This window comes from Streptomyces sp. NPDC001568 (assembly GCF_042893755.1).
Taxonomy (GTDB): Bacteria; Actinomycetota; Actinomycetes; order Streptomycetales; family Streptomycetaceae; genus Streptomyces.
Genome location: NZ_JBIAVF010000004.1, coordinates 78,143 through 100,331, shown reverse-complemented (window position 1 = coordinate 100,331; position 22,189 = coordinate 78,143). Strand labels below are relative to the sequence as shown.

The 22,189-nt window shown below is 73.7% G+C and carries 22 protein-coding genes; 13 read left to right on the top strand and 9 right to left on the bottom strand.

Annotated features, from left to right (window positions below; genetic code table 11):
• The first annotated feature begins 71 nt into the window (after window positions 1–71).
• The 4 genes from ACFY0I_RS08610 to ACFY0I_RS08595 all read left to right on the top strand — a co-directional run bounded on the left by ACFY0I_RS08610 (window position 72) and on the right by ACFY0I_RS08595 (window position 3,066).
• Entirely contained in the window at window positions 72–641 is a 570-nt protein-coding gene (locus ACFY0I_RS08610) for a DUF5134 domain-containing protein (protein WP_388892069.1), read from the top strand.
• A 120-nt stretch (window positions 642–761) separates the two neighbouring features.
• Window positions 762–1,700, top strand: a complete 939-nt coding sequence (locus tag ACFY0I_RS08605) for a M56 family metallopeptidase (RefSeq protein WP_388892066.1) — start codon at window positions 762–764, stop codon at window positions 1,698–1,700.
• 33 nt (window positions 1,701–1,733) lie between these two features.
• Window positions 1,734–2,408 carry a phosphatase PAP2 family protein gene (locus ACFY0I_RS08600; protein ID WP_388892063.1) on the top strand — a complete coding sequence of 225 codons (675 nt, stop codon included), beginning with the start codon at window positions 1,734–1,736 and terminating at the stop codon, window positions 2,406–2,408.
• Window positions 2,409–2,445: 37 nt separating this feature from the next.
• Window positions 2,446–3,066: a TetR/AcrR family transcriptional regulator gene (locus ACFY0I_RS08595; protein WP_388892061.1), complete on the top strand. Its 621-nt coding sequence runs from the start codon at window positions 2,446–2,448 to the stop codon at window positions 3,064–3,066.
• Between the two features lie 18 nt (window positions 3,067–3,084).
• Here ACFY0I_RS08595 and ACFY0I_RS08590 read toward each other — a convergent pair whose 3' ends face one another.
• A complete protein-coding gene (locus ACFY0I_RS08590) occupies window positions 3,085–4,572 on the bottom strand; it encodes an LVIVD repeat-containing protein (RefSeq protein ID WP_388892059.1) in 1,488 nt (495 codons plus the stop codon).
• A gap of 76 nt (window positions 4,573–4,648) precedes the next feature.
• Between ACFY0I_RS08590 and ACFY0I_RS08585 the strand changes: the two genes are divergently transcribed.
• The 3 genes from ACFY0I_RS08585 to ACFY0I_RS08575 are packed head-to-tail and all read left to right on the top strand — an operon-like array spanning window position 4,649 to window position 7,148.
• Complete coding sequence (locus ACFY0I_RS08585; RefSeq protein ID WP_388892056.1) at window positions 4,649–5,296, top strand: DUF305 domain-containing protein; 648 nt, start codon at window positions 4,649–4,651, stop codon at window positions 5,294–5,296.
• Window positions 5,297–5,348: 52 nt separating this feature from the next.
• Entirely contained in the window at window positions 5,349–6,704 is a 1,356-nt protein-coding gene (locus ACFY0I_RS08580) for an FAD-dependent oxidoreductase (protein ID WP_388892054.1), read from the top strand.
• 36 nt (window positions 6,705–6,740) lie between these two features.
• Window positions 6,741–7,148 carry a hypothetical protein gene (locus ACFY0I_RS08575; protein ID WP_388892051.1) on the top strand — a complete coding sequence of 136 codons (408 nt, stop codon included), beginning with the start codon at window positions 6,741–6,743 and terminating at the stop codon, window positions 7,146–7,148.
• Between the two features lie 49 nt (window positions 7,149–7,197).
• On the opposite strand, the gene ACFY0I_RS08570 is transcribed toward ACFY0I_RS08575, so the two are convergent.
• Complete coding sequence (locus ACFY0I_RS08570) at window positions 7,198–7,554, bottom strand: ArsR/SmtB family transcription factor (RefSeq protein ID WP_388892048.1); 357 nt, start codon at window positions 7,552–7,554, stop codon at window positions 7,198–7,200.
• Between the two features lie 131 nt (window positions 7,555–7,685).
• Window positions 7,686–8,786 (bottom strand): NADH:flavin oxidoreductase/NADH oxidase, encoded by a 1,101-nt coding sequence (locus tag ACFY0I_RS08565; RefSeq protein WP_388892046.1) that lies wholly within the window; start codon window positions 8,784–8,786, stop codon window positions 7,686–7,688.
• A gap of 203 nt (window positions 8,787–8,989) precedes the next feature.
• Here ACFY0I_RS08565 and ACFY0I_RS08560 point away from each other — a divergent pair, with 203 nt between their 5' ends.
• From ACFY0I_RS08560 to ACFY0I_RS08550, 3 genes are all read left to right on the top strand, one after another.
• A complete protein-coding gene (locus ACFY0I_RS08560; RefSeq protein ID WP_388892043.1) occupies window positions 8,990–10,078 on the top strand; it encodes a WD40/YVTN/BNR-like repeat-containing protein in 1,089 nt (362 codons plus the stop codon).
• A gap of 35 nt (window positions 10,079–10,113) precedes the next feature.
• Window positions 10,114–10,800, top strand: a complete 687-nt coding sequence (locus tag ACFY0I_RS08555; RefSeq protein ID WP_388892040.1) for a uracil-DNA glycosylase — start codon at window positions 10,114–10,116, stop codon at window positions 10,798–10,800.
• A gap of 97 nt (window positions 10,801–10,897) precedes the next feature.
• Complete coding sequence (locus ACFY0I_RS08550; RefSeq protein WP_388892038.1) at window positions 10,898–11,827, top strand: sirohydrochlorin chelatase; 930 nt, start codon at window positions 10,898–10,900, stop codon at window positions 11,825–11,827.
• 76 nt (window positions 11,828–11,903) lie between these two features.
• Here ACFY0I_RS08550 and ACFY0I_RS08545 read toward each other — a convergent pair whose 3' ends face one another.
• The 3 genes from ACFY0I_RS08545 to ACFY0I_RS08535 all read right to left on the bottom strand — a co-directional run bounded on the left by ACFY0I_RS08545 (window position 11,904) and on the right by ACFY0I_RS08535 (window position 15,226).
• On the bottom strand, window positions 11,904–12,968 hold the full coding sequence (locus tag ACFY0I_RS08545; protein ID WP_388892035.1) for a lactonase family protein: 1,065 nt from the start codon (window positions 12,966–12,968) through the stop codon (window positions 11,904–11,906).
• Window positions 12,969–13,022: 54 nt separating this feature from the next.
• Window positions 13,023–14,162 (bottom strand): nitric oxide synthase oxygenase, encoded by a 1,140-nt coding sequence (locus ACFY0I_RS08540; protein WP_388892032.1) that lies wholly within the window; start codon window positions 14,160–14,162, stop codon window positions 13,023–13,025.
• Between the two features lie 245 nt (window positions 14,163–14,407).
• On the bottom strand, window positions 14,408–15,226 hold the full coding sequence (locus ACFY0I_RS08535) for a hypothetical protein (RefSeq protein WP_388892029.1): 819 nt from the start codon (window positions 15,224–15,226) through the stop codon (window positions 14,408–14,410).
• Between the two features lie 142 nt (window positions 15,227–15,368).
• On the opposite strand from ACFY0I_RS08535, the gene ACFY0I_RS08530 reads away from it, so the two are divergent.
• Entirely contained in the window at window positions 15,369–15,875 is a 507-nt protein-coding gene (locus ACFY0I_RS08530; RefSeq protein ID WP_388892027.1) for a hypothetical protein, read from the top strand.
• Window positions 15,876–15,897: 22 nt separating this feature from the next.
• Here the strand turns inward: ACFY0I_RS08530 and ACFY0I_RS08525 are convergent, their stop codons facing one another.
• On the bottom strand, window positions 15,898–17,391 hold the full coding sequence (locus ACFY0I_RS08525) for an FUSC family protein (protein ID WP_388892786.1): 1,494 nt from the start codon (window positions 17,389–17,391) through the stop codon (window positions 15,898–15,900).
• 326 nt (window positions 17,392–17,717) lie between these two features.
• Here ACFY0I_RS08525 and ACFY0I_RS08520 point away from each other — a divergent pair, with 326 nt between their 5' ends.
• Entirely contained in the window at window positions 17,718–19,370 is a 1,653-nt protein-coding gene (locus tag ACFY0I_RS08520; RefSeq protein WP_388892025.1) for an FAD-dependent monooxygenase, read from the top strand.
• A 106-nt stretch (window positions 19,371–19,476) separates the two neighbouring features.
• Window positions 19,477–20,274 carry a hypothetical protein gene (locus ACFY0I_RS08515; RefSeq protein WP_388892022.1) on the top strand — a complete coding sequence of 266 codons (798 nt, stop codon included), beginning with the start codon at window positions 19,477–19,479 and terminating at the stop codon, window positions 20,272–20,274.
• Here the strand turns inward: ACFY0I_RS08515 and ACFY0I_RS08510 are convergent.
• Complete coding sequence (locus ACFY0I_RS08510; protein ID WP_388892019.1) at window positions 20,228–21,691, bottom strand: MFS transporter; 1,464 nt, start codon at window positions 21,689–21,691, stop codon at window positions 20,228–20,230. The genes ACFY0I_RS08515 and ACFY0I_RS08510 overlap by 47 nt on opposite strands.
• Window positions 21,691–22,113, bottom strand: coding sequence for a universal stress protein (locus ACFY0I_RS08505; RefSeq protein WP_388892016.1), 423 nt, complete (start codon window positions 22,111–22,113; stop codon window positions 21,691–21,693). Before ACFY0I_RS08505 ends, ACFY0I_RS08510 begins: the two co-directional genes overlap by 1 nt.
• Window positions 22,114–22,189 lie beyond the last annotated feature (76 nt).

Genomic DNA, 22,189 nt, shown 5'->3' with positions numbered 1-22,189 from the left:
CGCGGCGCCGGGCGGGCATTCCTTCCCGTGACGCCGACGAACCGGGAGGTTCCGCCGTGCACGGTCCCGCCATGTCGTTCTCCTACTCCTCCTACTCCTTTGCCGTGTCCGCCTGGCTGCTCGTGCTGCTGTGCGCGGTGAGCGGTGCGTACTGCCTGCTGCGGGCGCGCAGAGCGGGTCGCCCCGAGCGGGGGGCGGCGGCGGGCGAGGCCGTGATGGGTTTCGGGATGGCGGCCATGGCCGTGCCCTCGGGCACCGGCCCGTGGGGGCCGGGAGTCCTGCTGACGGTCTTCTGCGGGGCGGCGGCGCACGCGCTGTGGCTGCTGCGCGGCGGGGCCCACCACGCCCACCACCTGGTCGGCTCGCTGGCGATGGCGTACATGGCGTTGTCGATGACCGCCGGACACGGGCACGGTCGGGCCGGGCTGCCGGCGGTGACGGGCGCGCTGCTCCTCTACTACGCGGGCTACGTACTGCTCGGCGGAGCCCGCCTGGTGACGGCCGGCGGGGCCCGGCCCGTAGGCGTGACGGCGACCGGAGGGGAGCCCGTCGGGATGACGGCGGGCGGACCGGGGGATCTCCTGCGCGCGTGTCGACTCGCCATGGGCACGGGGATGTTGGCGATGCTGCTGACGATGTGAGGGTCCGGCCGCGGTGGGGCCGGGCACCGCCGGGTCCGGGCGCGCCGCCGGACGTGTCCTGCGTCACCAATACCCCAGGACCGTACCGGTGGGCCGGGGTGCGCTCATAGGCTGGCGAGCATGATGGTCCCCGCCGTTCTCCTCCTGCTCGGCGCACTGACCGCGGTGCTCGCACCCCGTCTCCTGGCCCGGGCCCAGTGGCCCGATCGCGAACCCGTCGTCGCCCTGTGGGCGTGGCAGTGCGTGGTGGGCGCGACGCTCCTGTGCCTGGCCCTGTCGATGCTGCTGAGCGCGGCCGCCGCCTGGCAGGCGGTACGGGGCGGGCTCTTCGCGGCGGCCCCGCACGGGGTGGTCGACGCGTACGCGCTGGGGGCCGCGGGCGGTCCGTGGGCCACCGGCACCGCGCTGGCACTGGCCGGCGGCGGGCTGTGGACCGGCGCGATGCTGACGCGGGAGGTGCTGCGGGCGCGGGCCCGACGGCGCGCCCGTGACGCCGAACTGCTGGTCCGCGCCCCGCTGCTGCCCGGCGAGGAGCCGCAGGCCGGCCGGCTCGTCGTGCTGGAGGGGCCGCGGCCGGAGGCCTGGTGGCAGCCGGGGGCGATCCCGCAGCTGGTGGTGACCACGGCGGCGCTCGGCCGGCTCAAGGGCAGCCAGCTGGACGCCGTACTCGCGCACGAGCAGGGCCACGCGGCCGCCCGGCACGACTGGCTGCTGCACTGCTCGCGGGCGCTGTCGCGGGGGTTCCCGCAGGTGCCGGTGTTCGCCGCGTTCGAGGCGGAGATGCACCGGCTGGTCGAGCTGGCCGCCGACGACGTGGCCTCGCGGCGCTACGGGCGCCTGACGATCGCGCTGGCCCTGGTCGGGCTGAACGAGGACCGCGGGGTCTTCGGGCCCTCCCCCACCGCGCAGGCGCACGTGCCGCAGCGCGTGCGGCGGCTGCTGTCGGCCTCGCCCCGCCTCTCCCCGAGCCGCAGGCTGCGGCTGACGGCGCTGGCCACCCTGGTGCCGGCGGTGCCGCTCCTGGTGGCCTTCGTACCCGGACTCAGCGCGCTGAGGTGAGGGAGGAGTTCCGCTTGCTGCGAGGATCGGGGCATGCGGAACAACCAGCTGGGGAAAGCGGGGTCGGCCTGTGCGGCCGCCGCGGCCGCACTGACCGCCCTGGTGGTGATCCGGTGGCGGCCTCTCATCGGCTTCGACGAACGGGTCGCGGGGACGCTGCACCCGTACGCCGTCTCCCACACCGCGGTCACCGGCCTGATGCGGGTGCTGAGCGACTGGGTCTGGGACCCCTGGACGATGCGGGCCCTGGCCGCGGCCGCCTGCGGCCTGCTCTGGTGGCACGGGGACCGGGTCCGCGCCGTCTGGGTGGCGGCGGCGACCCTGGCGGCCTCGGCGGTGCAGCAGGGGTTGAAGGCCGCCGTCGGCCGGGAGCGACCGCAGTGGCCGGATCCCGTCGACTCCGCGCACTACGCGGCCTATCCGTCGGGGCACGCGATGACGGCCACGGTGGTGTGCGGACTGCTGCTGTGGTTGATGCCGGCGAAGGTTCCGCGGGGCCTGGCGTACGGCGCGTGGACGGTGGCCGCGGTGTCGGTGCTCGGGGTCGGCTTCACCCGGCTCTACCTCGGCGTCCACTGGTTCTCGGACGTTCTCGCGGGCTGGCTCCTGGGTGTGGGCCTGGTGTCCCTGGTGGCGCTCGCGGCATGTCGGTGTGCCTGTTCGGGGCGATCCCCCGCGTCGCCCCGAACAGACGACACCGTGCGCTGAGTATATTGGCCCGGAGCCAGTCAACGCAGGAGTAAGCATGTCCCCGCGCAGCGCATCGGTCAATGAAGAATTGCGCAGACGTTCCCGGGAGCGGCTGCTGGAGGCCACGGTCGAGCTGGTGTCCGAACGTGGCTTCGAGGCCACGACGCTCGGCGACATCGCCGACCGGGCGGGCGCGGCCCGCGGCCTGGTGTCGTACTACTTCCCGGGAAAGCGCCAGCTCCTGCAGTCCGCCGTGCACCGGCTGATGCACCTGACCCTGGAAGCGGCGCTGGAGCGGGAGCCGCGGAGCGCGGACGGCCGCGAGCGGCTCGCCCGGGCGATCGACGCGGTCCTCGGGCTGGCCCGGGACCGGCCGCGACTGATGCGCACGCACATGGCGGGCATCCTCGCCAACGAGGGCTTCATCCAGTGCCCGGAGCAGCAGCGCCTGGCGGAGCTGCTCCGGGACACCGTCGCCGGATACGGCTCGGCCGACGTGGACACCGACTACCCGCTGCTGCGGGCCCTGCTGATGGGGGCGGTGGTGGCGGTGCTGCTGCCGGGGGCCCCGATGCCCGGATCCCGGCTGCGCGCCGAGCTCTTCCAACGGTACGGACTGGACTGGGAGCTCGGTGTCCCGCCGGACGGCGGACCGCCCGGCGGGACGTTCGGGTGACGGGTCCTACCGCCGCCGTCAGTGGTAGTCGGGCTGGGTCTGCACGTTGAGGCGGTCCATCCGCACCCACTTGGCGCTGTCGGTGCGCCAGTCGTCGAGCCGCAGCACGTCGAGGCCCTTGACGATGTCGTTCGAGTAGATGTGCCCGTTGTAGTAGTAGGCCGACCAGGAGCCGCCGAGGCCGAGCGCGTCGGTGGTCAGCGGGCCGCGTTCGAAGTAGCCGATCTCCTTGGGGCGGGTGGAGTCGGTGAAGTCCCAGACGGAGACGCCGCCCTGGTACCAGGCCTGGACCATGATGTCGCGGCCGCCGCCGACCGGGACGAGCGAGCCGTTGTGGGCGACGCAGTTCTCGGTGTCGGCCTGGTGGCGCGGGATCTTGAAGTAGCTCTTGAAGACGAGCTTGCGCTGGTCGCCGCGGCCGGTGATGTCGTAGATGCCGTCGGCGCCGCGGTTCGGACCGGTCGCCTCGTTGCAGGTGGCGCCGCCTCCGCCGCCCAGCTCGTCGGTGAACACCACCTTGTTCGCGCGCTCGTTGAAGGTGGCCGAATGCCAGAACGCGAAGTTCACGTTGTCCTGGACCCGGTCGATGACCCTCGGCTGTTCGGGCTTGGTGATGTCGAAGAGGATGCCGTCGCCCATGCAGGCGCCGGCGGCCAGGTTCTTGGAGGGCAGCACGGTGATGTCGTGGCAGCCGGTGGTCTTGGAGACGCCCGGGTTGGCGGGCGCGCCCGGGTTGCCGCCGTCCGGGAAGAGGACGGGGAAGGCGACGACGGCGGCCTTGGTCGGGGCCTTCTTGGGCACCTTCACCACGGAGATGCCGTCGTGCGGCGGCTTGCAGTCCGGGAAGGCCTCGTTCGGGGAGTACGAGGCGACGTAGAGGTAGAGGTCGCGGCCGCCCGGCACCAGCGTGTGCGTGTGGGAGCCGCAGGCCGTCTCGACGGACTTGATGTACTTCGGGTTCTTCTTGTCCTTGATGTCGAAGATCTTGATGCCCTCCCAGGAGGACTTCTCCGTCGCCGGCTGGGAGACGCTGTTGCAGGAGTCGTCGCTGCGCGAGGAGTCCGTGGACAGGAAGAGCAGGTCGCCGGAGACCGATATGTCGTTCTGGCCGCCCGGGCACAGGACCCGGCTGACCACCTTGGGGGACTTGGGATTGCCGATGTCGTAGACGGTGAAGCCGTCGTAATTGCCCGCGTAGGCGTACCGGCCCTCGAAGGCCAGGTCGGAGTTGATGCCGTCGGGGTTGGCACTGGGGATGTTGGCCAACGGCTTGATGTTGCGGCTGTGGACGATCTCGTCCTGGCCGGGTATCTCGCCCGGGGCGAGTTCGCGGTCCGGGGCGGAAGCGGCGCTCCCTCCGGAGCCGACTCCCGGGCGTAAGTCGCCGGGGTCGGGGGTGGCGGCCGCCGGTCCGGCGGTGGCCAGGAGCGTGGTGAGGAGTCCGGCGGCGGCCAAGGCCACCCCCAGGCTCCGGTGGCGCACTCTGACGGTGTGCAGCGAGGTCACTGTGCCTCCCGTGGGGGCCCGAACGTCCCGTTCCTCGCGGGAACGGAACCTGGACCCCGGCAGTATCGTCGTTTCCATGGACATGGCAAATGCATCGGTCGGCCGATTCCTGGGGGCGGCGCTGGCCGCCGCACTCCTCCTCCTCGTCACCGGATGCGAGGACGACGGCGCCGCGGACGCGGCCGAAGGCGGGGCGACGGTGGTGGTCGCACCCGGCAGACCGGGCGAGAAGGCCCGTACCCTCACCCCCGAACAGGCGGCGAGGGAACGGCCCGACGACAGTCCCAACGCGGCCGACCACGCCTACGTGCGGAACATGACCGAACACCACCGCCAAGCCCTCGCGATGAGCGCGCTGGCCCCGGAGCGGGCCGCCGCGGAAGGCGTCAAGCGGGTCGCGGAGCGGATCGCGGCCGCGCAGGCCCCCGAGATCGGTGCCATGGAGAAGTGGCTCACCCGCCACCCCGCGCCCGCGCCCGGCGGCCACGACCACGGGGCGATGCCCGGGATGGCGACGCCCCAGCAGCTGGAGGAGTTGCGCTCCGCCAAGGGCGCCGACTTCGACCGGCTCTTCCTGAAGCTGATGACCGCCCACCACGAGGGCGCCCTGAAGATGGCGGGCGAGGCCCTCGCGCAGGGCAACAACGTGGCCGTCGAGGAGATGGCGAACGAGGTGGTGGCCACCCAGAGCGCCGAGATCCACCGGATGCGCGCGATGGGCTGACGGGTCCGGGGGCCGGTGTCATGCTGGGAGCACCTGCGGGAGGAGCTCCGCCGTGCTTCGTGTCGCCGTCGTCGGTTCGGGCCCGAGCGGGGTCTACGCCGCCCAGGCACTGGTCCAGCAGCGTGAGGTACCCGGCGTGCGGGTCGACGTGCTGGACCGGCTGCCGGCTCCGTACGGCCTCGTGCGGTACGGGGTGGCCCCCGACCACGAGAAGATCAAATCGCTGACCGGAAGCCTGCGCACGGTCCTCGAAGAGGAGCGGATCCGCTTCCTCGGGAACGTGGAGGTCGGCTCCGGTCCGCTCTCCACGGCCCGGCTGCTCGAGCTCTACCACGCCGTCGTCTACTGCGTGGGCGCCGCCCGCGACCGGCTCCTGGACATCCCCGGCGAGGAGCTGGCCGGCGTGCACTCCGCCACGGCCTTCGTGTCCTGGTACAGCGGCCATCCGGACGCCGACGCCTTCGACCTGAGCGGGGTCCGCTCGGCCGTGGTCGTCGGCGCCGGGAACGTCGCGGTGGACGTGGCGCGGATCCTGGCCCGGGGCGCGGCTGACCTGACGCCGACCGACATGCCCCAGCCGGCGCTCGGCGCGCTCGCCGGCAGCGGCGTCCGCGAGGTGTCCATGGTGGCCCGTCGCGGCCCCTCCCAGGGCCGGTTCACCACCAAGGAACTCCGCGAACTGGGCACGCTCCCGGGCGTCGGGATCCGGGTCGACGCCGCGGAGGCGGCCCTGGACCCGGCGTATGCGGACCCCGGCACGGCGGCGGCCCTGCCCGCGGTGGCCCGGCGCAACGTGGAAGTACTGCGGGGCTGGACCGAACCGGGTACGGACGCCGGGCAGCCTCGCCGCCTCACCCTGCGGTTCTACCTGCGGCCCGTGGAGGTGCTGGGCGGTCCGGACGACCGCGTACGGGCCCTGCGCTGCGAGCGGACCGCCCCCGACGGGCGCGGCGGCGTCACGGGCACCGGCGCGTACGAGGACCTGCCGGCCGAGCTGGTGCTGCGTTCGGTGGGGTACCTGGGGGTGCCGTTGCCCGGGCTGCCGTTCGACGCGGCGCGGGGAACCGTGCCGCACGCGGCGGGTCGGGTGCTGCGCGCGGGCCGGGCCTCGGTCGGCGAGTACGTGGCGGGCTGGATCAAGCGCGGGCCGACCGGCGTGATCGGCACGAACCGGCCGTGCGCCAAGGAGACGGTGTCCTCGCTGCTCCAGGACGCGGGGGCACTCGCGCGCCGCGCACTCCCCCAGGACCCGCTGGACGCGCTGCGCGCGGCGGGGCTGCGGCCGGTGGAGTGGCCGGGCTGGCTGGCCATCGAGGCGGCCGAGGCGGAACTCGGCCGCTCATTGGGACGCCGCTCGGTGAAGATCCCCGACTGGGCCGGCCTCCGGGGCGCGGCGGGCCTCGCATAGGGTCGCTGAATCCTTTACCGAACAGGGGAGTTGGCGATGGGGCACACCTTACGACGGGGTACGTACGCGGCACTGACGGCGCTGGCGGGAGCCGCACTGCTGGTGGGCTGCACGGAGGAACCCCGGAGGCAGGCCCTGCCCGGCCCGACGTCCACGACGACGGCCGTTCCCCAGGAGGCGACGGCCCTGGCCGAGCGCTACCGGGCGGGCGGCGGGGACCCGGACGTGTACGGGATCCAGATCGAGGACGGCTTGGAGGGCGTGCCGCGGGTGGTCGTGCGGACCCGCAACGCGGATGAGGGGGACGCGATCTTCCGCCGACAGAACGCCTCGGTCACCACCCACCTGATGAACAAGGAGGGGGCGTCCTTCAAGAACGGCTACCACATCGACGTCTTCGGTCCCGACGGCAGGCTCATCCACCGCATGGACGCCCGGCCCTAGGTCTTCGCTTTCGGATCTTGCCGGTCAGGCAAGATCCGAAAGGGACGGCCTAGACCACGGCTGCGGCCAGGCGGGACGCCTCCGCGTCGGCCGCGGCGAGGACGCTGTCCAGCAGGCCGGGGAAGAGGGTCTGGAGTTCGGCGCGGCGCAGGCCGTTCATCTTGGCCGTGCCGCGGTAGGTCTGGCGCACGACGCCGCTCTCGCGCAGGACGCGGAAGTGGTGGGTCGTCGTCGACTTGGTGACCGGCAGGTCGAAGTGGGAGCAGGCCAGTTCGGCGTCCGAGGCCGCGAGGTCCCGGACGATGGACAGCCGGAGCGGGTCGGAGAGCGCGTGCAGGACCCCTTCCAGCCGGATCGCTCCCGGCTCGGGGTGCGCGAGGACACGGGCCGCGTCACGTTCCGTCATGTCCTGCTCCGCTCGTTCGGTGGGTCGATCGGCCGGGGGCACCGGACCCCCCGCGGGCCCATCGTACGAGAACCGTCGTAGGACGGGGCGGGGTGCGGCGCGGGGCGTGGGGGCCGCCGCGCCGCACCGGTTCACCAGGCGCGGTGGTAGGGCTCCGGCGTGGGGATCTGCGCGCCGAGCTCGACGGCGGCCCGGCGGGCCCAGTACGGGTCACGGAGCAGCTCCCGGCCGAGCAGCACGGCGTCCGCCTCACCGTTGGCGAGGATCTTCTCGGCGTGCTCGGGTTCGGTGATCAGGCCGACGGCGGCGACCGGCAGGCTCGTCTCCGCCTTGACCCGCGCGGCGAACGGCACCTGGTAGCCGGGGCCGAGCGGGATCGTCACGCCGGGGGCGAGGCCGCCGGTGGACACGTCGAGCAGGTCGACGCCGCGCTCCTGGAGGAGACCGGCCAGCCGGACGGTGTCGTCGGCGGTCCAGCCGTCGCGCTCCAGCCAGTCGGTGGCCGAGATGCGGAAGAAGAGTGGGAGCTCCTCGGGCCATTCGGCGCGGACGGCCTCGACGACTTCGAGGGCGAAGCGGGTGCGGTTCTCGAAGGAGCCGCCGTAGGAGTCGGTGCGCCGGTTGCTGTGCGGGGAGAGGAACTCCCCGATCAGGTAGCCGTGGGCGCCGTGGATCTCGACGATCTCGTAGCCCGCGGCGAGGGCGCGGCGGGTGGCGGCCACGAACTCGCCGGTGATCGTGCGGATCTCGTCGGGGGTGAGCTCGTGCGGCACCGGCTGGCCCTCGGCGAAGGGGACCGCGCTGGGGGCGTCGGGCCGCCAGCCGTGCGCCTCGGGGCCCAGGGGTCGGCCGCCCTTCCAGGGGCGGTCGGTGGAGGCCTTTCGCCCGGCGTGCGCGATCTGGATGCCCGGGACGGTCCCGCGGGCCTTGAGGAAGGCGGTGATCCGACGCAGCGCCTCGACCTGGGTGTCGTTCCAGATGCCGAGGTCCCAGGGGGTGATCCGACCCTCGGGGGAGACCGCGGTGGCCTCCTGGATGATCAGGCCGGCGCCGCCGGTGGCGCGGGCCGCGTAGTGCGCGAAGTGCCAGTCGGTGGCGACGCCCGCGCCCGGGCCGGTGGGCTCGGCGCTGTACTGGCACATCGCCGCCATCCAGACGCGGTTCGGGACGGTCACCGAACGGAGGGTGTAGGGCTGGAACAGGGCGGTGAAGGCGGCGGGGGCAGCACTCATGGGGCTCTCCAGATGTCACCGGACGCGCACCGGGGATCGGCGCTAAGTACGAGAATCACCGTACTACGAAATCTCTCGTAGTACGAGACCTCACGTACAACCGGGTCGAGGCGTCGCGCGTGCCACACGGCCGCTGTCGGTGGGCGGGTGCAGACTGGCTTGAATGCTGCCGTGAAGGACAAGGACGTCCGGAGGTGTCGGCCATGACCGACGTGCTACTGCTCGCGGGTACCCGCAAGGGGCTCTTCATCGGACGGCGCACGGGCGCCGGGGCCTGGGAGTTCGACGGGCCCCATTTCAACGCCCAGGCCGTGTCCGCCGTCGCCATCGACCGCCGGGGACCCACCCCTCGACTGTTGGTCGGCGGCGACAGCTCCCACTGGGGTCCGTCCGTCTTCAGTTCCGACGACCTCGGGGCGAACTGGCGCGAACCCGCCGTGGCAGCCGTCAAGTTCCCGCAGGACACGGGCGCCTCCCTGGAGCGCGTCTGGCAGTTGCACCCGGCCGGCCCGGAGGCCCCGGACGTGGTCTACGCGGGGACCGAACCGGCCGCCCTGTTCCGCTCCACGGACCGCGGCGAGTCCTTCGAGCTGGTACGGCCCCTGTGGGAGCACCCCAGCCGCTCGGCCTGGGAGCCGGGCGGCGGCGGCGAGGGGCTGCACACCGTGGTCACCGATCCCGGCGACCCGCTGGCGGTGACCGTCGCCGTGTCCACCGCCGGGGTGTTCCGCACCCGCGACGGCGGGGCGAGCTGGTTCCCGTCGAACCACGGGGTCTCCGCGGTGTTCCTGCCCGACCCCGATCCCGAATTCGGCCAGTGCGTCCACAAGATCGCCCAGGACGCGGGGAACACGGACCGGCTGTACCTCCAGAACCACTGGGGCGTGTACCGCAGCGACGACGCGGGCACGCACTGGACCGACATCGGCGCCGGGCTGCCCTCCGACTTCGGCTTCGCCGTGGCCGCCCACCCGCACCGACCGGACACCGCCTACGTGTTCCCGCTGAACGCCGACTCCGACCGGGTCCCGGCGGAGCACCGCTGCCGGGTCTTCCGCACCCGGGACGCGGGCGCCACCTGGGAGCCGCTCTCCAAGGGCCTGCCGACCGGCGACCACTACGGCACGGTGCTGCGCGACGCCCTGTGCACGGACGACGCCGACCCGGCGGGCATCTATTTCGGCAACCGCAACGGCGAGCTGTACGCCGGCCACGACGACGGCGACAGCTGGCAGTTGCTCGCCGAACACCTGCCGGACGTGCTGTGCGTGCGGGCCGCCGTGCTCGGTTGAGGCGTTGTCCCGTTGAGCCACTAGAGTGATCAACCGTGGCAGCGAGACCTTTGAACGAGATCGTCGAGCCGGGCTGGGCCCGGGCTCTGGAGCCGGTGGCGGCGCAGGTCGCCGCGATGGGCGACTTCCTGCGCGCCGAGATCGCGGCGGGCAGAACCTACCTGCCGTCCGGGGCGAACGTGCTGCGCGCGTTCCAGCAGCCCTTCGACGAGGTCAGGGTGCTCATCGTCGGACAGGACCCGTACCCCACCCCGGGGCACGCGATGGGCCTGTCCTTCTCGGTGGCACCGGACGTCCAGCCGGTGCCGCCCAGCCTGGACAACATCTTCCGGGAGCTGCACACGGACCTCGGCATGCCCCGCCCGGCCAACGGCGATCTGACGCCGTGGACCCGGCAGGGCGTGCTGCTGCTGAACCGCGCCCTCACCACGGCCCCGCGCAAGACCGGCGGACACCGCGGCAAGGGCTGGGAGGCGGTCACCGAGCAGGCGATCCGGGCCCTCGCCGCACGCGGCAAGCCCCTGGTATCGGTGCTGTGGGGGCGCGACGCACGCAATCTGCGGCCACTGCTGGGCGAGCTGCCGGCCGTGGAGTCCGTGCACCCGTCCCCGATGTCCGCGACCAACGGGTTCTTCGGCTCGCGGCCCTTCAGCAGGACCAATGACCTGCTGGTTCGTCAGGGAGCACAGCCCGTCGACTGGCGCTTGCCCACAGTCGGTTGAACCTTATATGACATTCAACGGATAAATACGGACAGATGCCGCCCGCCCGGCCCCTGCCCGAACACCCCGTTCCGATAAACCAGTAGCATGCGGCGCCATGAGCTCCCCCACTGGGCCCGCAAATGGCCTGCCCGTACGAATGCCGCGACCCCGCCAGACCGGACGGCACCGCCGGCCCGAGCCCGCGGTGGCGCCCGAGGGCGCACCCGCGCTGGTGCTCGCCGTGCCCGGTGCCCCCTCGGCCGCCTCGCGGGGCCTCGCGGAAGAGATCATCAGCATCGGCCGCTCCGAGCTGCCCGGGCTGGACGCCCGGATCGGTTACCTGGAGGGCGTTGACGGCGAGGACGCGGCCCGCGCCGAGTTCCCCTCGCTGTCCGGTGTGCTGACCGCCGTCGCGAACGAGCGTGCCGCGCGCGCCGAGTTCGCCCGCGCCGCCGGTCACGACGTGCCCGCGCCGACCGGCCCGGACGCCGTGGTCGTGCCCCTGCTGGCCGGCCCCGACGGCGGCCTGCTGCGCCGGGTGCGCCAGGCGCTGATGGACTCCTCGGCCGCCGCCGAGCTGGCCGACGTACTCGGCCCGCACCCGCTGCTCGCCGAGGGCCTGCACGTGCGCCTCTCCGAGGCCGGCCTGGCCCGCGCCGACCGGGCGCGGCTGTTCACCGTGGCCACCGCCGCCGACGGCATCATCCTCGCCACCACCGGCGGGGAGGAGGCCGTCCAGGCCGCCGGGATCACCGGAATGCTGCTGGCCGCCCGGCTCGCCGTGCCCGTCATGGCGGCGGCCCTGGACCAGGAGGGTTCGGTGGCGGCCGTCGCGGCCGAGCTGCGCGGCTCCGGTTCGGCCCAGCTCGCGCTGGCTCCCTACCTGATCGGCCCCGAGGCCGCCGAGGGCCTGCTCGACTCGGCCTGCAAGGAGGCCGACTGCGCCACCGCCGAGGTGCTCGGCGCCTACCCGGCGCTCGGCAAGCTCGCCGTCGCCCAGTACAGCGCCGCCCTCGGGATCACCCTGGGCGCCGTCTCGCAGTAGGTCCCGTACCCGAAGGGCCCGCTCCCGGGAAGCCGGGGCGGGCCCTCGCGCGTGCCCCGGCAACCCGGCGGGGGCGTCAGTCGAAGGCCACGCAGGTGGCTGCCGGCACCGGGACGGAGCCCGCCCGCCGGGGCTGACCGGTCAGCGGGTCCACATCGAACCAGGTGACGTCCCCGGACCGCTCGTTGGCCGCGTACAGGCGGCGCCCCGAGGGGTCCGCGGCGAGGTCGCGCGGCCAGCTGCCGCCGCATCCGACGGTGCCTGTGAGCTGCGGCTTCTCGGCGCCACCGGCCAGCGAGAACGTGATGAGGACATCGGTGCCCCGCACCGCCGCCCACAGGAAGCGCCCGTCCGGCGAGGCGACGACCGCCGACGGATAGGGCCGTACGGCCCCTGAGGCGCCCCTGGAGGCCACCGGAACCTCCGACACCGGTTCCAGTTGCCCGGATGCGGCGTTCCACCGGCAGACGGTCAGCTGCGGCTCCAGCTCGTGCAGGACGTAGATCACCGGATCCGTCGGATGCGGGACGAGGTGCCGGGGCCCGCTCCCGGCGCGCAGCACGGTCTCGGAGTGCACGCGGAGCACGCCGGTGGCCCCGTCGAGCGCGCAGACCCGCACCGAATCGGTGCCGAGGTCGACGCTGAGCACCCAGCGGCCGGACGGGTCGGGCAGCACCTGGTGCGCGTGCGCCCGCTGCCGCCTTCCGTCGGGTCCCGTACCGCGGTGCGTGAGGACCGAGGCCGGTCCGGAGAGGCTGCCGTCGGCGGCCACGGGAAGACTGCTGACGCTTCCGGAGGTGTAGTTGGCGGTGAGCAGCCGCCCTCCGGCCAGTCCGAGGTGGGTGGGGCCGGAGCCGCCCACGCGGACCGCGGGCCCTACCGGGACGAGCCCCTCGACGGTGGGCCGGAAGGCGCCCGCCGCGCCCTGCTCGGTCTCGCTCACCGCGTAGACCGTGCCGGTGGACCGCGAGACCGTCAGGTACGAGGGGTCCGGGAGGGACCGGGTGACCGAGAGCGGGGTCAGCGCCCCGGTCGACGGATCCACGGCCGCGACGGTGATGCCGCGGCCGCCCCCCGAGGTGAACGAGCCGATGTAGGCCCGGTGCCCGCCGCCGTGGTCCGTACTGTCCGCGCCGTTCACTGGTGCCCCTCTCCGCCGCTCCGGATCCGTTCCGAGCCGACGGTAACAGAAGGTCTAGACCAAGTCCCGTCCTCTGGCCCGGTCCTGCGCGCCGCGATGGTGGACGTAGGCCGTGGTGCTGGGCCGGTCCTCGAACGTGCGGTGGAACACGGGGGTGGCGGAACCGGAGATCGGCGGGACGATCCAGGACCAGTCCGCGCCCACGTCCCGACCCTTGCGCTCCTCCCGTTCCAGGTGGGAGAGGAACCGGCGGGACTCGGTGTGGTGGTCGGCGATGGTGACCCCGGCCCGGTCGAAGGAGTCCAGTACCGCGCGGTTGAGTTCCACCAGGGCCCGGTCCTTCCAGAGCGAGCGGTCGGTGGAGGTGTCGAGACCGAGTCGGCGGGCGACGGCCGGAAGCAGGTTGTACCGGTCGGTGTCGGCGAGGTTGCGGGCGCCGATCTCGGTGCCCATGTACCAGCCGTTGAAGGGGGCGGCCGGGTAGTGGATGCCGCCGATCTCCAGGCACATGTTGGAGATGGCCGGTACGGCGTGCCAGCGCAGTGCCCAGTCGGACCAGTCGTCGCGCCCGTCGGGGTGGCGGATCGGCACCTCCAGCACCGCGTCGGCGGGGGTGTCGAACCAGCGGGGTTTGTCGTCGACGCCCTGGACCACCAGGGGCAGCAGGTCGAAGGGGGTTCCCGGGCCGCCGGCCCAGCCGAGCCCCAACAGGACCTCGGTCAGGGGGGCGTTGCGGGCGTCGCCCACCGTGACGGACGGATGGTCGCCGTACCCGGCGTACCGCACCAGTTGCTCGCTCCAGATCAGCGGCCCCGGTCGGTCGGGGGCGTCCGGGGCGAAGACGGTGATGGTGGGCCGGACCCGGCCGCGGTTGGTCGCCTCCCGCAGGTGCTCGAAGCACTCGTCGGCGATGTCCTTGGAGTCGGTCAGCCCTCGCCGGTCGCGCACCCGCAGGGAGTTCCAGTAGAGCCTGCCTATGCAGCGGTTGCTGTTGCGCCAGGCCACCCGGGCCCCGTGGACCAGCTCCTGCGGGGTGTGCCGGTAGGTCCCGGTCTCCGCGAGCTCCGCCCGTACCGCGGCGAGTCGGACGCGCGGGTCACCCGCCTCCGGATTCTCCCGGTGGAAGAGCCGGATGAACTCCTCGGCTTCCTCCCACACCTGAGCGGTGCTCGACTGCTGCTGCAGTATTTCCATTCCGGGTGGTTACCCCCTGTACGACCAGATCCATCCCATACGTTCCGGACGAGCGTGCAATCACCACTCACCGTTTGTACAGGCCGCAGGTCAGCGAAGTGCCCCGGGAACGCCCGGAACACTCCTCCGAGTGAGCTTTGAGCATGTGCCTGCGGTGGCGAACCGTACGGGCGTATCATCCGGCCCGAACCGGGGAGTTGAGGAGCGCCGCGCGGGACGCGCCGGCCGCGCGCGCAACCGGCGTCTCAGGCCGCCGGCACGTCGCCGGCGGGCGCCCCGGAGGCCCGGCGGTGCAGGGCCCGCGTGAGGGAACCGCCGACCACGATCAGGCCCACGCCCAACCACCACAGGTCCCCGTCGAAGATCAGCACGGCGATGCCCGCCGGTACGAGCACCCCCGCGACCGGCACCCACAGGGCGGACGGGGACAGCGGGCCGCGCTCGCGGCCCTGGGCGCGGGCCCGCACCACCTTCGGGTACCAGAGCGTGAAGCGGACCGCCGCGACGATGGCGGCGATCTGGATGATCCAGCCCGTCCAGAGGTTGTTCGGGTTGCGCAGCACCAGGTCGCCGTAGGCGCCGGCGAGGGCGGACACCAGGAAGGCGAGCCCCCACACCCCGGTGATCAGGTAGTTGGCCCGCAGGAACTCCGGGGCGTTCCAGTGCGCCGGGTCGACCTGTTCACGGGCGTACTGGAGGGTGAAGGGCATCCGCACCGCCATCGACCCGAAGGCGACGAGGACGAGCGCGATGTTGGACACCTCGCCGGCGTACGTCTCCAGCCAGCGACGGGTGCCGTCGCTCGCCATCAGCCCGATCAGCGCGAGGGCGGCGAAGAAGATCACGTCGGCGAGTTCGAGGAGCTTCCAGGAGCTGCCCCGGCGGACGATCCGACCGCCGATCACCAGCACGAGGGCGACACAGAGGGAGAGGGTGACCGCGATCTCGAACCGGCCGGGGCCCACCAGGAGCGAGAAGACGATCCAGGGGGACATGCCGATCAGCGGGTTGTCCAGGAATCCGCCGGCCGCCGCCCGGGCCGGTTCGCTCGCTCCCGTGTCCACAGGCCGTCCTCCATCCGTGTCGCGGCGCCCCCTACCAAGCCTGACCCCGGCCCCGGGGGAGCGCGAGACGGCGGCACCCGGGCGTGGCCCGCCGTGATCTTGTCGTGCGAGACTTCGGCGGTAATCGGGGAGGAAGTGGCACATGCGGGTGGGACCGGCGGTCATCGCCGCGGTGATGGCTGTGGCGGCGGCGACGGTGAGCGGGTGCGTGAACCCCTTGGCGGACCTCGGCCCCCTGGAGGAGCGCTATTCGGGCCCGCCGATCTCGGCGGAGACGGCCGTCGCGGACCTGACGTCCGCCCTGGCCGAGGCCGGGATCCAGGTGCGACGGATGCCGCAGGAGCACATCGCGATCGAGTGCCACGAGTACCTGAGCGCCGAGCACGAGTCGGCCACGGCCGACGCCGCCGTGCGGGACGCGTTCGACAAGGCGGGCTCGCGGGGCTGGCGGACCGTTGCGCCCGCCATCACCGGCGGGCACAGCCTGCGCAAGGCCAACTGGACCGCGCACACCGGCTGGGTCGCCCCCGTGGAGGGCGAGCCCACGACGGCGGTCGCCGTGAGCCTCCAGTGCGACGGCGGCACCTCGAAGAAGCCGCCGGGCACGGCGTCGACCGGCCCGGCGTCCCCCTCCCCCGGCCACCCCTGAGGCCGGTGGCCGCCGGCCACGCCTACGCGGTGACGAGCGGGGCCCGCGGGTCGGTGCGCAGCGGGGTGGCCAGGGCCGTCAGGGCCTGCTCCAGCCCGTGCAGGTGGGCCAGGGCCGGTTCGGCCGCGGCGGGTCGGGCCGGCTCGGCCGGGGCCGCTGGGCCCGTGGAGCCCGGCGGGGCCGTGAGCGCTTCGACGGCCGCCTCCACCCGCCAGCAGGCGGTGGCCAGCCGGGCGTCGTGGGAGGCCTGCGGGTCGGCGGCGACCACGACCAGGCCGCGCACCTCTCGGGCGCAGTCGTCGAGCAGGGCGAGGACCTGCCGGGCGCGGGCCTTGCGGGCGCGCAGCGGGCTCAGCGGGTGGACGAGGGGCGCCAGGGCCATCCGTACGCGGGCGAGCAGCAGTTCCAGTTCGGCGGCGTGCGGGGCGGGATCGGCGGCCGGGTCCCCGGCGAGGCGGTCCAGGGCCGCCGCGGTGGCGGCCCGTACGCAGTGCAGGGCGCGCTGGATCCAGGCGTCGTTGGCGCCGTGCGTGGTCACCGGCAGGATGAGGACGACGGCCAGGGCCGCGCCGAGGGCGCCGACGGCGGTCTCCTCGAAGCGCAGCAGGAGCAGGCCGGGGTGCAGTACGCCGAGCAGGCCGTAGAGGAGTCCGGCCATGACGGTGACGAAGAACATCATCCAGGAGTACGACGGCGCCGCCGTGTAGAAGATGCCGAAGACGCAGACGGCGACGAGGGCCGCGGTGGGCGCGGGCGCGCCGTGCAGGGGGACGGCGATCAGCAGACCGGCGGCGATGCCGAGGACGGTGCCGAGGACGCGGCGGAAGCCGCGGACGAGGGTTTCGCCGCGCGAGGCGGTGTTGACGAAGATCCACCAGGCGGTGCCGACGGCCCAGTACCAGCGGTCCTCGGAGAGCATCTGGCCGATGGCGAGGGCGAAGGCGCAGGCGGCGGTGGCCTGGAAGGCCTGCCGGGTGGTGGGGCGGGCCAGGCCGGTGCCCGGCAGTCCGGGTGGGGCGGCGGCGGGCGGGGTGCGGCGCTCGATGGGCCACAGCAGGAACCGCACGGCGCCCGCGGAGAGCAGCGCCAGCGTGACGGCGGCGAAGAGTTCGGGCAGTTGCGCGGGCACGGCGTGCAGGAACTGGGTGACGAAGAACATCATGAAGCCGAAGATGCCGAGGGCGTGGCCCCGCGGCCCCCAACGGCGGGCGTACACCCCGGCGAACACCACGGCCAGGAAGGCGGCGTCGCGGGCGGTCGGGACGCTGTGGAGGGTGGTGGCCAGCGCCAGCACCGGGAAGCCGGCCACCGGCAGCAGGGCGGTGGTCACGCGCTGGGCCCGCACGTTCGTGTCGAGGACGGTGAACAGCGCGAGCAGGGCCGCGAGCCCACCCGTGATGGAGGCGGTCAGGGACAGGCCGGCCAGTTCGGCCACGGCGACGGCGAGCCCCACGCCGACGACCGCGCGAATCGAGTTCCTGAGTCTGGTACGCCCCGGATCCGGAGCCACGAACATCCTCTTCACGGCGGTGTGCCGCCCCCCTTGCGATGGAGCACGCCGGCCCGCCCGTCGCCCGGGGGTGGTGGGCGGCGTGGAGGCACGGCGAAGGCGCCACGGTCCGGACCGGCCTCGTTGCCGTCCGGCGCTGCGTGGCGCCGTAAGTACATGGATACGCCACAGATAACCATCCGGAGGGGCAATGGCTCAAGTGGGACCGCGATCGGTGGGCCATTGGCCCGGTGCGGCGCGGTGGTCTTCGGCCGGGGGCGGGCCATCGGACCCCCGCCGGACCGGTCCTCCCTGCGGTGGCCGCAGGACGGACCTCCGCAGATCATGGAGGGATGAACCCTCACGGGACGGACGTACTGGTCGTCGGCGCGGGCCCGGTGGGACTCACCGCGGCGGCGGAACTGCGCAGGCGCGGGGTGGCCTGCCGGATCGTGGACCGGCTGCCGGCGCGCCTGCCGTACGCGAAGGCCGTGGGCATCCAGCCGCGCACCCTGGAGGTCTGGGACCGGATGGGGCTGGTGCGCGACGTGCTCGACGTGGCCGTTCCGATGCGGGGACAGCTGATCTGGGTCAACGGCGAGGAACAGGAGCGGATCGACCTGTTCCTGCCGCCCGAGGTGCCCTACGGCTTCGCGGCGCTCCCGCAGTACGAGACCGAGCGGATCCTGGAGGAACACCTGGCCCGCTTCGGGACCCGGATCGAGCGGAGCACCGAGCTGGTGTCCTTCACCCAGGACGCCGAGGGGGTGACCGCCCGGCTGACCGGCCCGGACGGGGACGAGGAGGTGCGCGTCCGGTACCTGGTGGGCTGTGACGGGGCGCACAGCACGGTCCGCAAGGGGCTGGGACTGGCCTTCGAGGGCGGGGCCTTCCCGGAGGAGTACATGCTCGCCGACGTGCGGGTCGGCTGGGACCTGCCGTACGGGTACGGGGTGCGGTCGATGCACCGTGACGCCGCGGGCCGGGTCGACGACGTACTGGTGTGCATCCCCCTGCCCGGACCGGGTCGCTACCGCATGTCCATGGTCGTGCCGCCCGAGCTCGCCGCCGGGGCCGTGCGACAGGGCGGGGACGGGAAGGGGGACGGGAACGGCGACGGGGTGGCGCACGGGCTGGGGGGCGGGCGTGCTCCGGAGCTGCACCACATCCAGGCGGTCCTGGACCGACTGTCGCCCCGGCCGGTGACCGCCACGAACATGCGCTGGTCCTCGGTGTTCCGGATCAGCCACCGCATCGTGGACCGGTACGGCGACGGGCGGGTCTTCGTCGCCGGCGACGCCGCCCACATCCACCCGCCGACCGGGGCGCAGGGCATGAACACCGGCATCCAGGACGCCTGGAACCTGGCGTGGAAGCTCGCCCCGGCCGTCGCGGGCCGCGCCCGCCCCGGGCTGACCGACAGCTACGACGCCGAGCGCCGGCCGGTCGGCGAGGAGGTGGTCGGGCGTACCGTCCGGCACGCCGCCGAGGGCGTGCAGGCCGACCCGGAGGATCCCTCGACGTTGATGATGAGGGAGGCCCAGCTCCTCGTCGGCTATCGCGGCGGCCCGCTCGCCGGGTCGACCCCCGCGGACGGCGACGGGCCCGGGGCCGGCGACCGGGCGCCCGACTGCGGCGGGCTACTCGGTGAGATCGCCACCCAACCCCTGCGGTTGTTCGACCTGCTGCGGGAGCGCGAGCACGTGCTCCTGCTGTACGCCGACGACGCGCAGGCCCCCTGCGTCCCCGAGCTCGCCGAGTTGATCGGCGGGCTGCCCGAGGGACGGCTTGCGGCGTACGCGGTCCTCTCCGAGGGCGGGACCGCGCCCGCCGGGGCCGCCGCCCTGCCGGTGTACCGGGACGGGCGGGGCGAGTTCGGCCGGCTCTACGGCGTCGGGAAGCCGACGGCGTTCGTGGTGCGCCCCGACGGCTACCTCGGTGCGCGGATCCAGCCTCCGACGGCCGGGGCGGTGGCCGCGTACCTGGCCGGGATCTACCGGGACTGACCGGGCCGCGGGGGCCGGAACCCCCGTACCCGGTACCGCCGGCGGACCGGCCGGGACCGTGCCGCACAATCGGGGCCTCACACACGATCACGGGGGCGGCGGCAGCATGCGCGGAGCGGGGAACGGTCGAAGAGGCGGCATCCGGGGCGTACGGGCGGTGGCGGCCGGTGCGGCGCTGCTGGCGGCGACAGCCGGTTGCGGGGGCGGGTCCGCGGGAGCGGGGAGCGACGGCAAGCCGTCCGGGGGCCCCTCACCCACCGCCACGGCGTCGGCATCGGCATCGGCGAGCACGAGTCCGACGCCGGTCGGTCCGCCCGGGCCGGACGTCGCCGCGCTGGAGGCCCTCGTCCTGACGGCCGGTGCGAAGGCCGGGCGGTACGAGGCCGACGAGCCGGTGCTCGACGAGCCGTTCAGCGAGGTCTACGAGGCAGAACCAGCGGTGTGCCTGCCGCTGACCACGCTCGCCGCGGCGGGCCACACGGCCCAGGCGTACGCGACCGTGGGCGTGCCCGGCAAGCCGCTGGACGTCGACACGGACATCCTGCTGCGGTCCTACCGCGACGCGAACGCCGCCGGGGCGGCCCTGAAGTCGCTCGCCGAGGCCGGGAAGCGGTGCGCGGGCGGCTACACGGAGGAACGCGCGGTGATCGACGCGAAGGTGCTGCGGGTGGAGCCGGTCGCGGCGCCCGCGATCGGAGACGAGGCGCAGGCCTACCGGATCGTGACGCAGGACGTGAAGGAGGAGGACGTCTCCCTCTACCAGTACGTCACCGTGGTGCGCTCCGGTCCGGTGACGCTGTCCTTCTCCTCGGACATCATCGACACGAAGGACTTCGGCGGGGTGCCGCAGGAGATCGTCACAGCACAGTGGGAGAAGTTCTCCCGGGGGAACGGCCCGCGTTAGGCGGTTCGGGGCGGTCGCCGCGGGGGTTGCGGCGTACGACGACGGCCAGGGCGGCGGCGCCCAGCACCGACAGCAGGGCGGCCGCGCGCAGGACCGCCTCGATGGCGGGGCCGTCGGAGGCGGCGCGGGCGGCGGAGCCGCTGAGGGCCTCCAGCACCGTGGAGGCCACGGCGACGGCGACGGCCCCGAGCAGCACCAGCGAGGTGAGGACGAGGCCGGACGCCGCGGCGAGCCGGCCGGCGTCGACGTAGGACTGGGTGGCCACGTTCGTCAGGGCCCAGCCGAGGCCCACGCCGATCCCGACGACGGCGAAGACGGCGGTGTAGGCGACGAGCGAGGTGACCTGGGTCAGTACGAACAGGCTGACGCCGCTGAGCAGCATGCCGCCGGCCATCAGGGTCTCGGGGCGCACGCGCAGGGCGAGGTGGCCCGACCAGTAGCTGGCCGAGCCGGCGCCGACGGACAGGGCCAGGAAGATCAGCCCGGAGTCGAGCGGTGAGAGCCCGCGCGCCTGTTGGAGGTAGAGCGCCGAGAAGACGGCGACCAGGCAGTACACGATGTTGGACAGGGAACCGGCGAGGGTCACGGTGACGAAGGGCCCGTTGCGCAGGAGGGCCAGGTCCAGCAGGGGTTCGCGGGATCGTCGCTCGATGACGGCGAACACGGCCAGCAGGGCGACCCCGGCGATGAGGAAGGCGAGGGTCGGCGGGGCGGCCCAGCCCCAGTTCCCGCCCTGGTCGACCCCGATCATGACCGCGCTGAGGCCGCCCGCCAGGGTGAGCACCCCCGGGAGGTCCAACCCGTGGCCGGCGTCCTCGTCGCGGGTCTCGGGGACGTGGCGCAGCAGGAGCAGGGCGGCGGCCGCGGCGAACGGCACGTTCAGCAGGAACACGGCCCGCCAGCTGAGGTGTTCGGCGAAGACCCCGCCGACGAACGGCCCGAGGGCGGTGCCGACGGCGCTGAAGGCGAGCACGGTGCCGACGGCGCGGCCCTGCCGGTCGTCGCGGAAGTAGGCGGTGACCACGGCGACGGACACGGGCAGGACGAGCGCGGCGGTGCACCCCTGGACGGCGCGGGCGGCCGTCAGCCAGGCGGTGTTCTGGGCGGCGGCGCACACGACGGAGACGACGGCGAAGCCGGTCAGGCCCGTGACCAGGACGCGGCGGCGGCCCAGCAGGTCGGCGGCTCGCCCACCGGTGATCATCAGGGCCCCGAGGGTGAGCATGTAGCCGCTGACCAGCCACTGGAGGTCGGTGGACGGGGTGTGGAAGTCCCGGCCGATGGCGGGGAGCATGAGGTTGAGGGCGAACCAGTCCATCTGCACCAGCAGCATGGAGATGGACGCCGCGGCGATCACCGCTCGGTCCCGGGGCGAGAAGAGGCCGCGCCGCGGAGCGGCTGCCGCGTGGCCGGCCATCAGGGCAGGGCCTCCGTCGGGACGCACAGCACCGGGATCGGCGAGAGGTGCAGGAGTTTGTGCGGGGTCGACCCGAGGAGGGCGCCGCGCATGGGGCTGTCGCCCCAGCTCCCGACGATGATGACCCGCGCCCGGTGGCGTTCGGCCGCGGCGAGCAGGGCCTGGGCCGGTCTGTCGTCGACGATCTCCACCGTCGAGGGGACGCCCGCCTCGTCGGCGGCCTCGACGGCCCGGGCCAGCGCGGTGCGGCCGGCCTGCCGGACGGCTTCCCGGTGGGCGCGGTACTCCTCGCCGGTCGCGCCGGGGGCGTTGGCACCGTAGACGAGGACCAGGGGCTCGCCGAAGGCGGTGGCGACTTCCAGGGCCACGTGCAGGGCCCGTTCGGCGCCGGGCGACTCGTCGTATCCGAGGACCACGGACATCGGGGGTCCCTCCTGCTTTCCGTGCGTGCGGGGCGGTGGCGTGCGGGGCCGTGGCTCGCGGGGCGGTGAGGTGCTG

Bases quoted from the DNA above. Each gene is read 5' to 3' on its own strand.
- ACFY0I_RS08610 (WP_388892069.1), top strand. From the start codon at position 72: ATGTCGTTCTCCTACTCCTCCTACTCCTTTGCCGTGTCCGCCTGGCTG.
- ACFY0I_RS08605 (WP_388892066.1), top strand. From the start codon at position 762: ATGATGGTCCCCGCCGTTCTCCTCCTGCTCGGCGCACTGACCGCGGTG.
- ACFY0I_RS08600 (WP_388892063.1), top strand. From the start codon at position 1,734: ATGCGGAACAACCAGCTGGGGAAAGCGGGGTCGGCCTGTGCGGCCGCC.
- ACFY0I_RS08595 (WP_388892061.1), top strand. From the start codon at position 2,446: ATGTCCCCGCGCAGCGCATCGGTCAATGAAGAATTGCGCAGACGTTCC.
- ACFY0I_RS08585 (WP_388892056.1), top strand. From the start codon at position 4,649: ATGGACATGGCAAATGCATCGGTCGGCCGATTCCTGGGGGCGGCGCTG.
- ACFY0I_RS08575 (WP_388892051.1), top strand. From the start codon at position 6,741: ATGGGGCACACCTTACGACGGGGTACGTACGCGGCACTGACGGCGCTG.
- ACFY0I_RS08570 (WP_388892048.1), bottom strand. From the start codon at position 7,554: ATGACGGAACGTGACGCGGCCCGTGTCCTCGCGCACCCCGAGCCGGGA.
- ACFY0I_RS08565 (WP_388892046.1), bottom strand. From the start codon at position 8,786: ATGAGTGCTGCCCCCGCCGCCTTCACCGCCCTGTTCCAGCCCTACACC.
- ACFY0I_RS08560 (WP_388892043.1), top strand. From the start codon at position 8,990: ATGACCGACGTGCTACTGCTCGCGGGTACCCGCAAGGGGCTCTTCATC.
- ACFY0I_RS08550 (WP_388892038.1), top strand. From the start codon at position 10,898: ATGAGCTCCCCCACTGGGCCCGCAAATGGCCTGCCCGTACGAATGCCG.
- ACFY0I_RS08540 (WP_388892032.1), bottom strand. From the start codon at position 14,162: ATGGAAATACTGCAGCAGCAGTCGAGCACCGCTCAGGTGTGGGAGGAA.
- ACFY0I_RS08530 (WP_388892027.1), top strand. From the start codon at position 15,369: ATGCGGGTGGGACCGGCGGTCATCGCCGCGGTGATGGCTGTGGCGGCG.
- ACFY0I_RS08525 (WP_388892786.1), bottom strand. From the start codon at position 17,391: ATGTTCGTGGCTCCGGATCCGGGGCGTACCAGACTCAGGAACTCGATT.
- ACFY0I_RS08520 (WP_388892025.1), top strand. From the start codon at position 17,718: ATGAACCCTCACGGGACGGACGTACTGGTCGTCGGCGCGGGCCCGGTG.
- ACFY0I_RS08515 (WP_388892022.1), top strand. From the start codon at position 19,477: ATGCGCGGAGCGGGGAACGGTCGAAGAGGCGGCATCCGGGGCGTACGG.
- ACFY0I_RS08510 (WP_388892019.1), bottom strand. From the start codon at position 21,691: ATGGCCGGCCACGCGGCAGCCGCTCCGCGGCGCGGCCTCTTCTCGCCC.
- ACFY0I_RS08505 (WP_388892016.1), bottom strand. From the start codon at position 22,113: ATGTCCGTGGTCCTCGGATACGACGAGTCGCCCGGCGCCGAACGGGCC.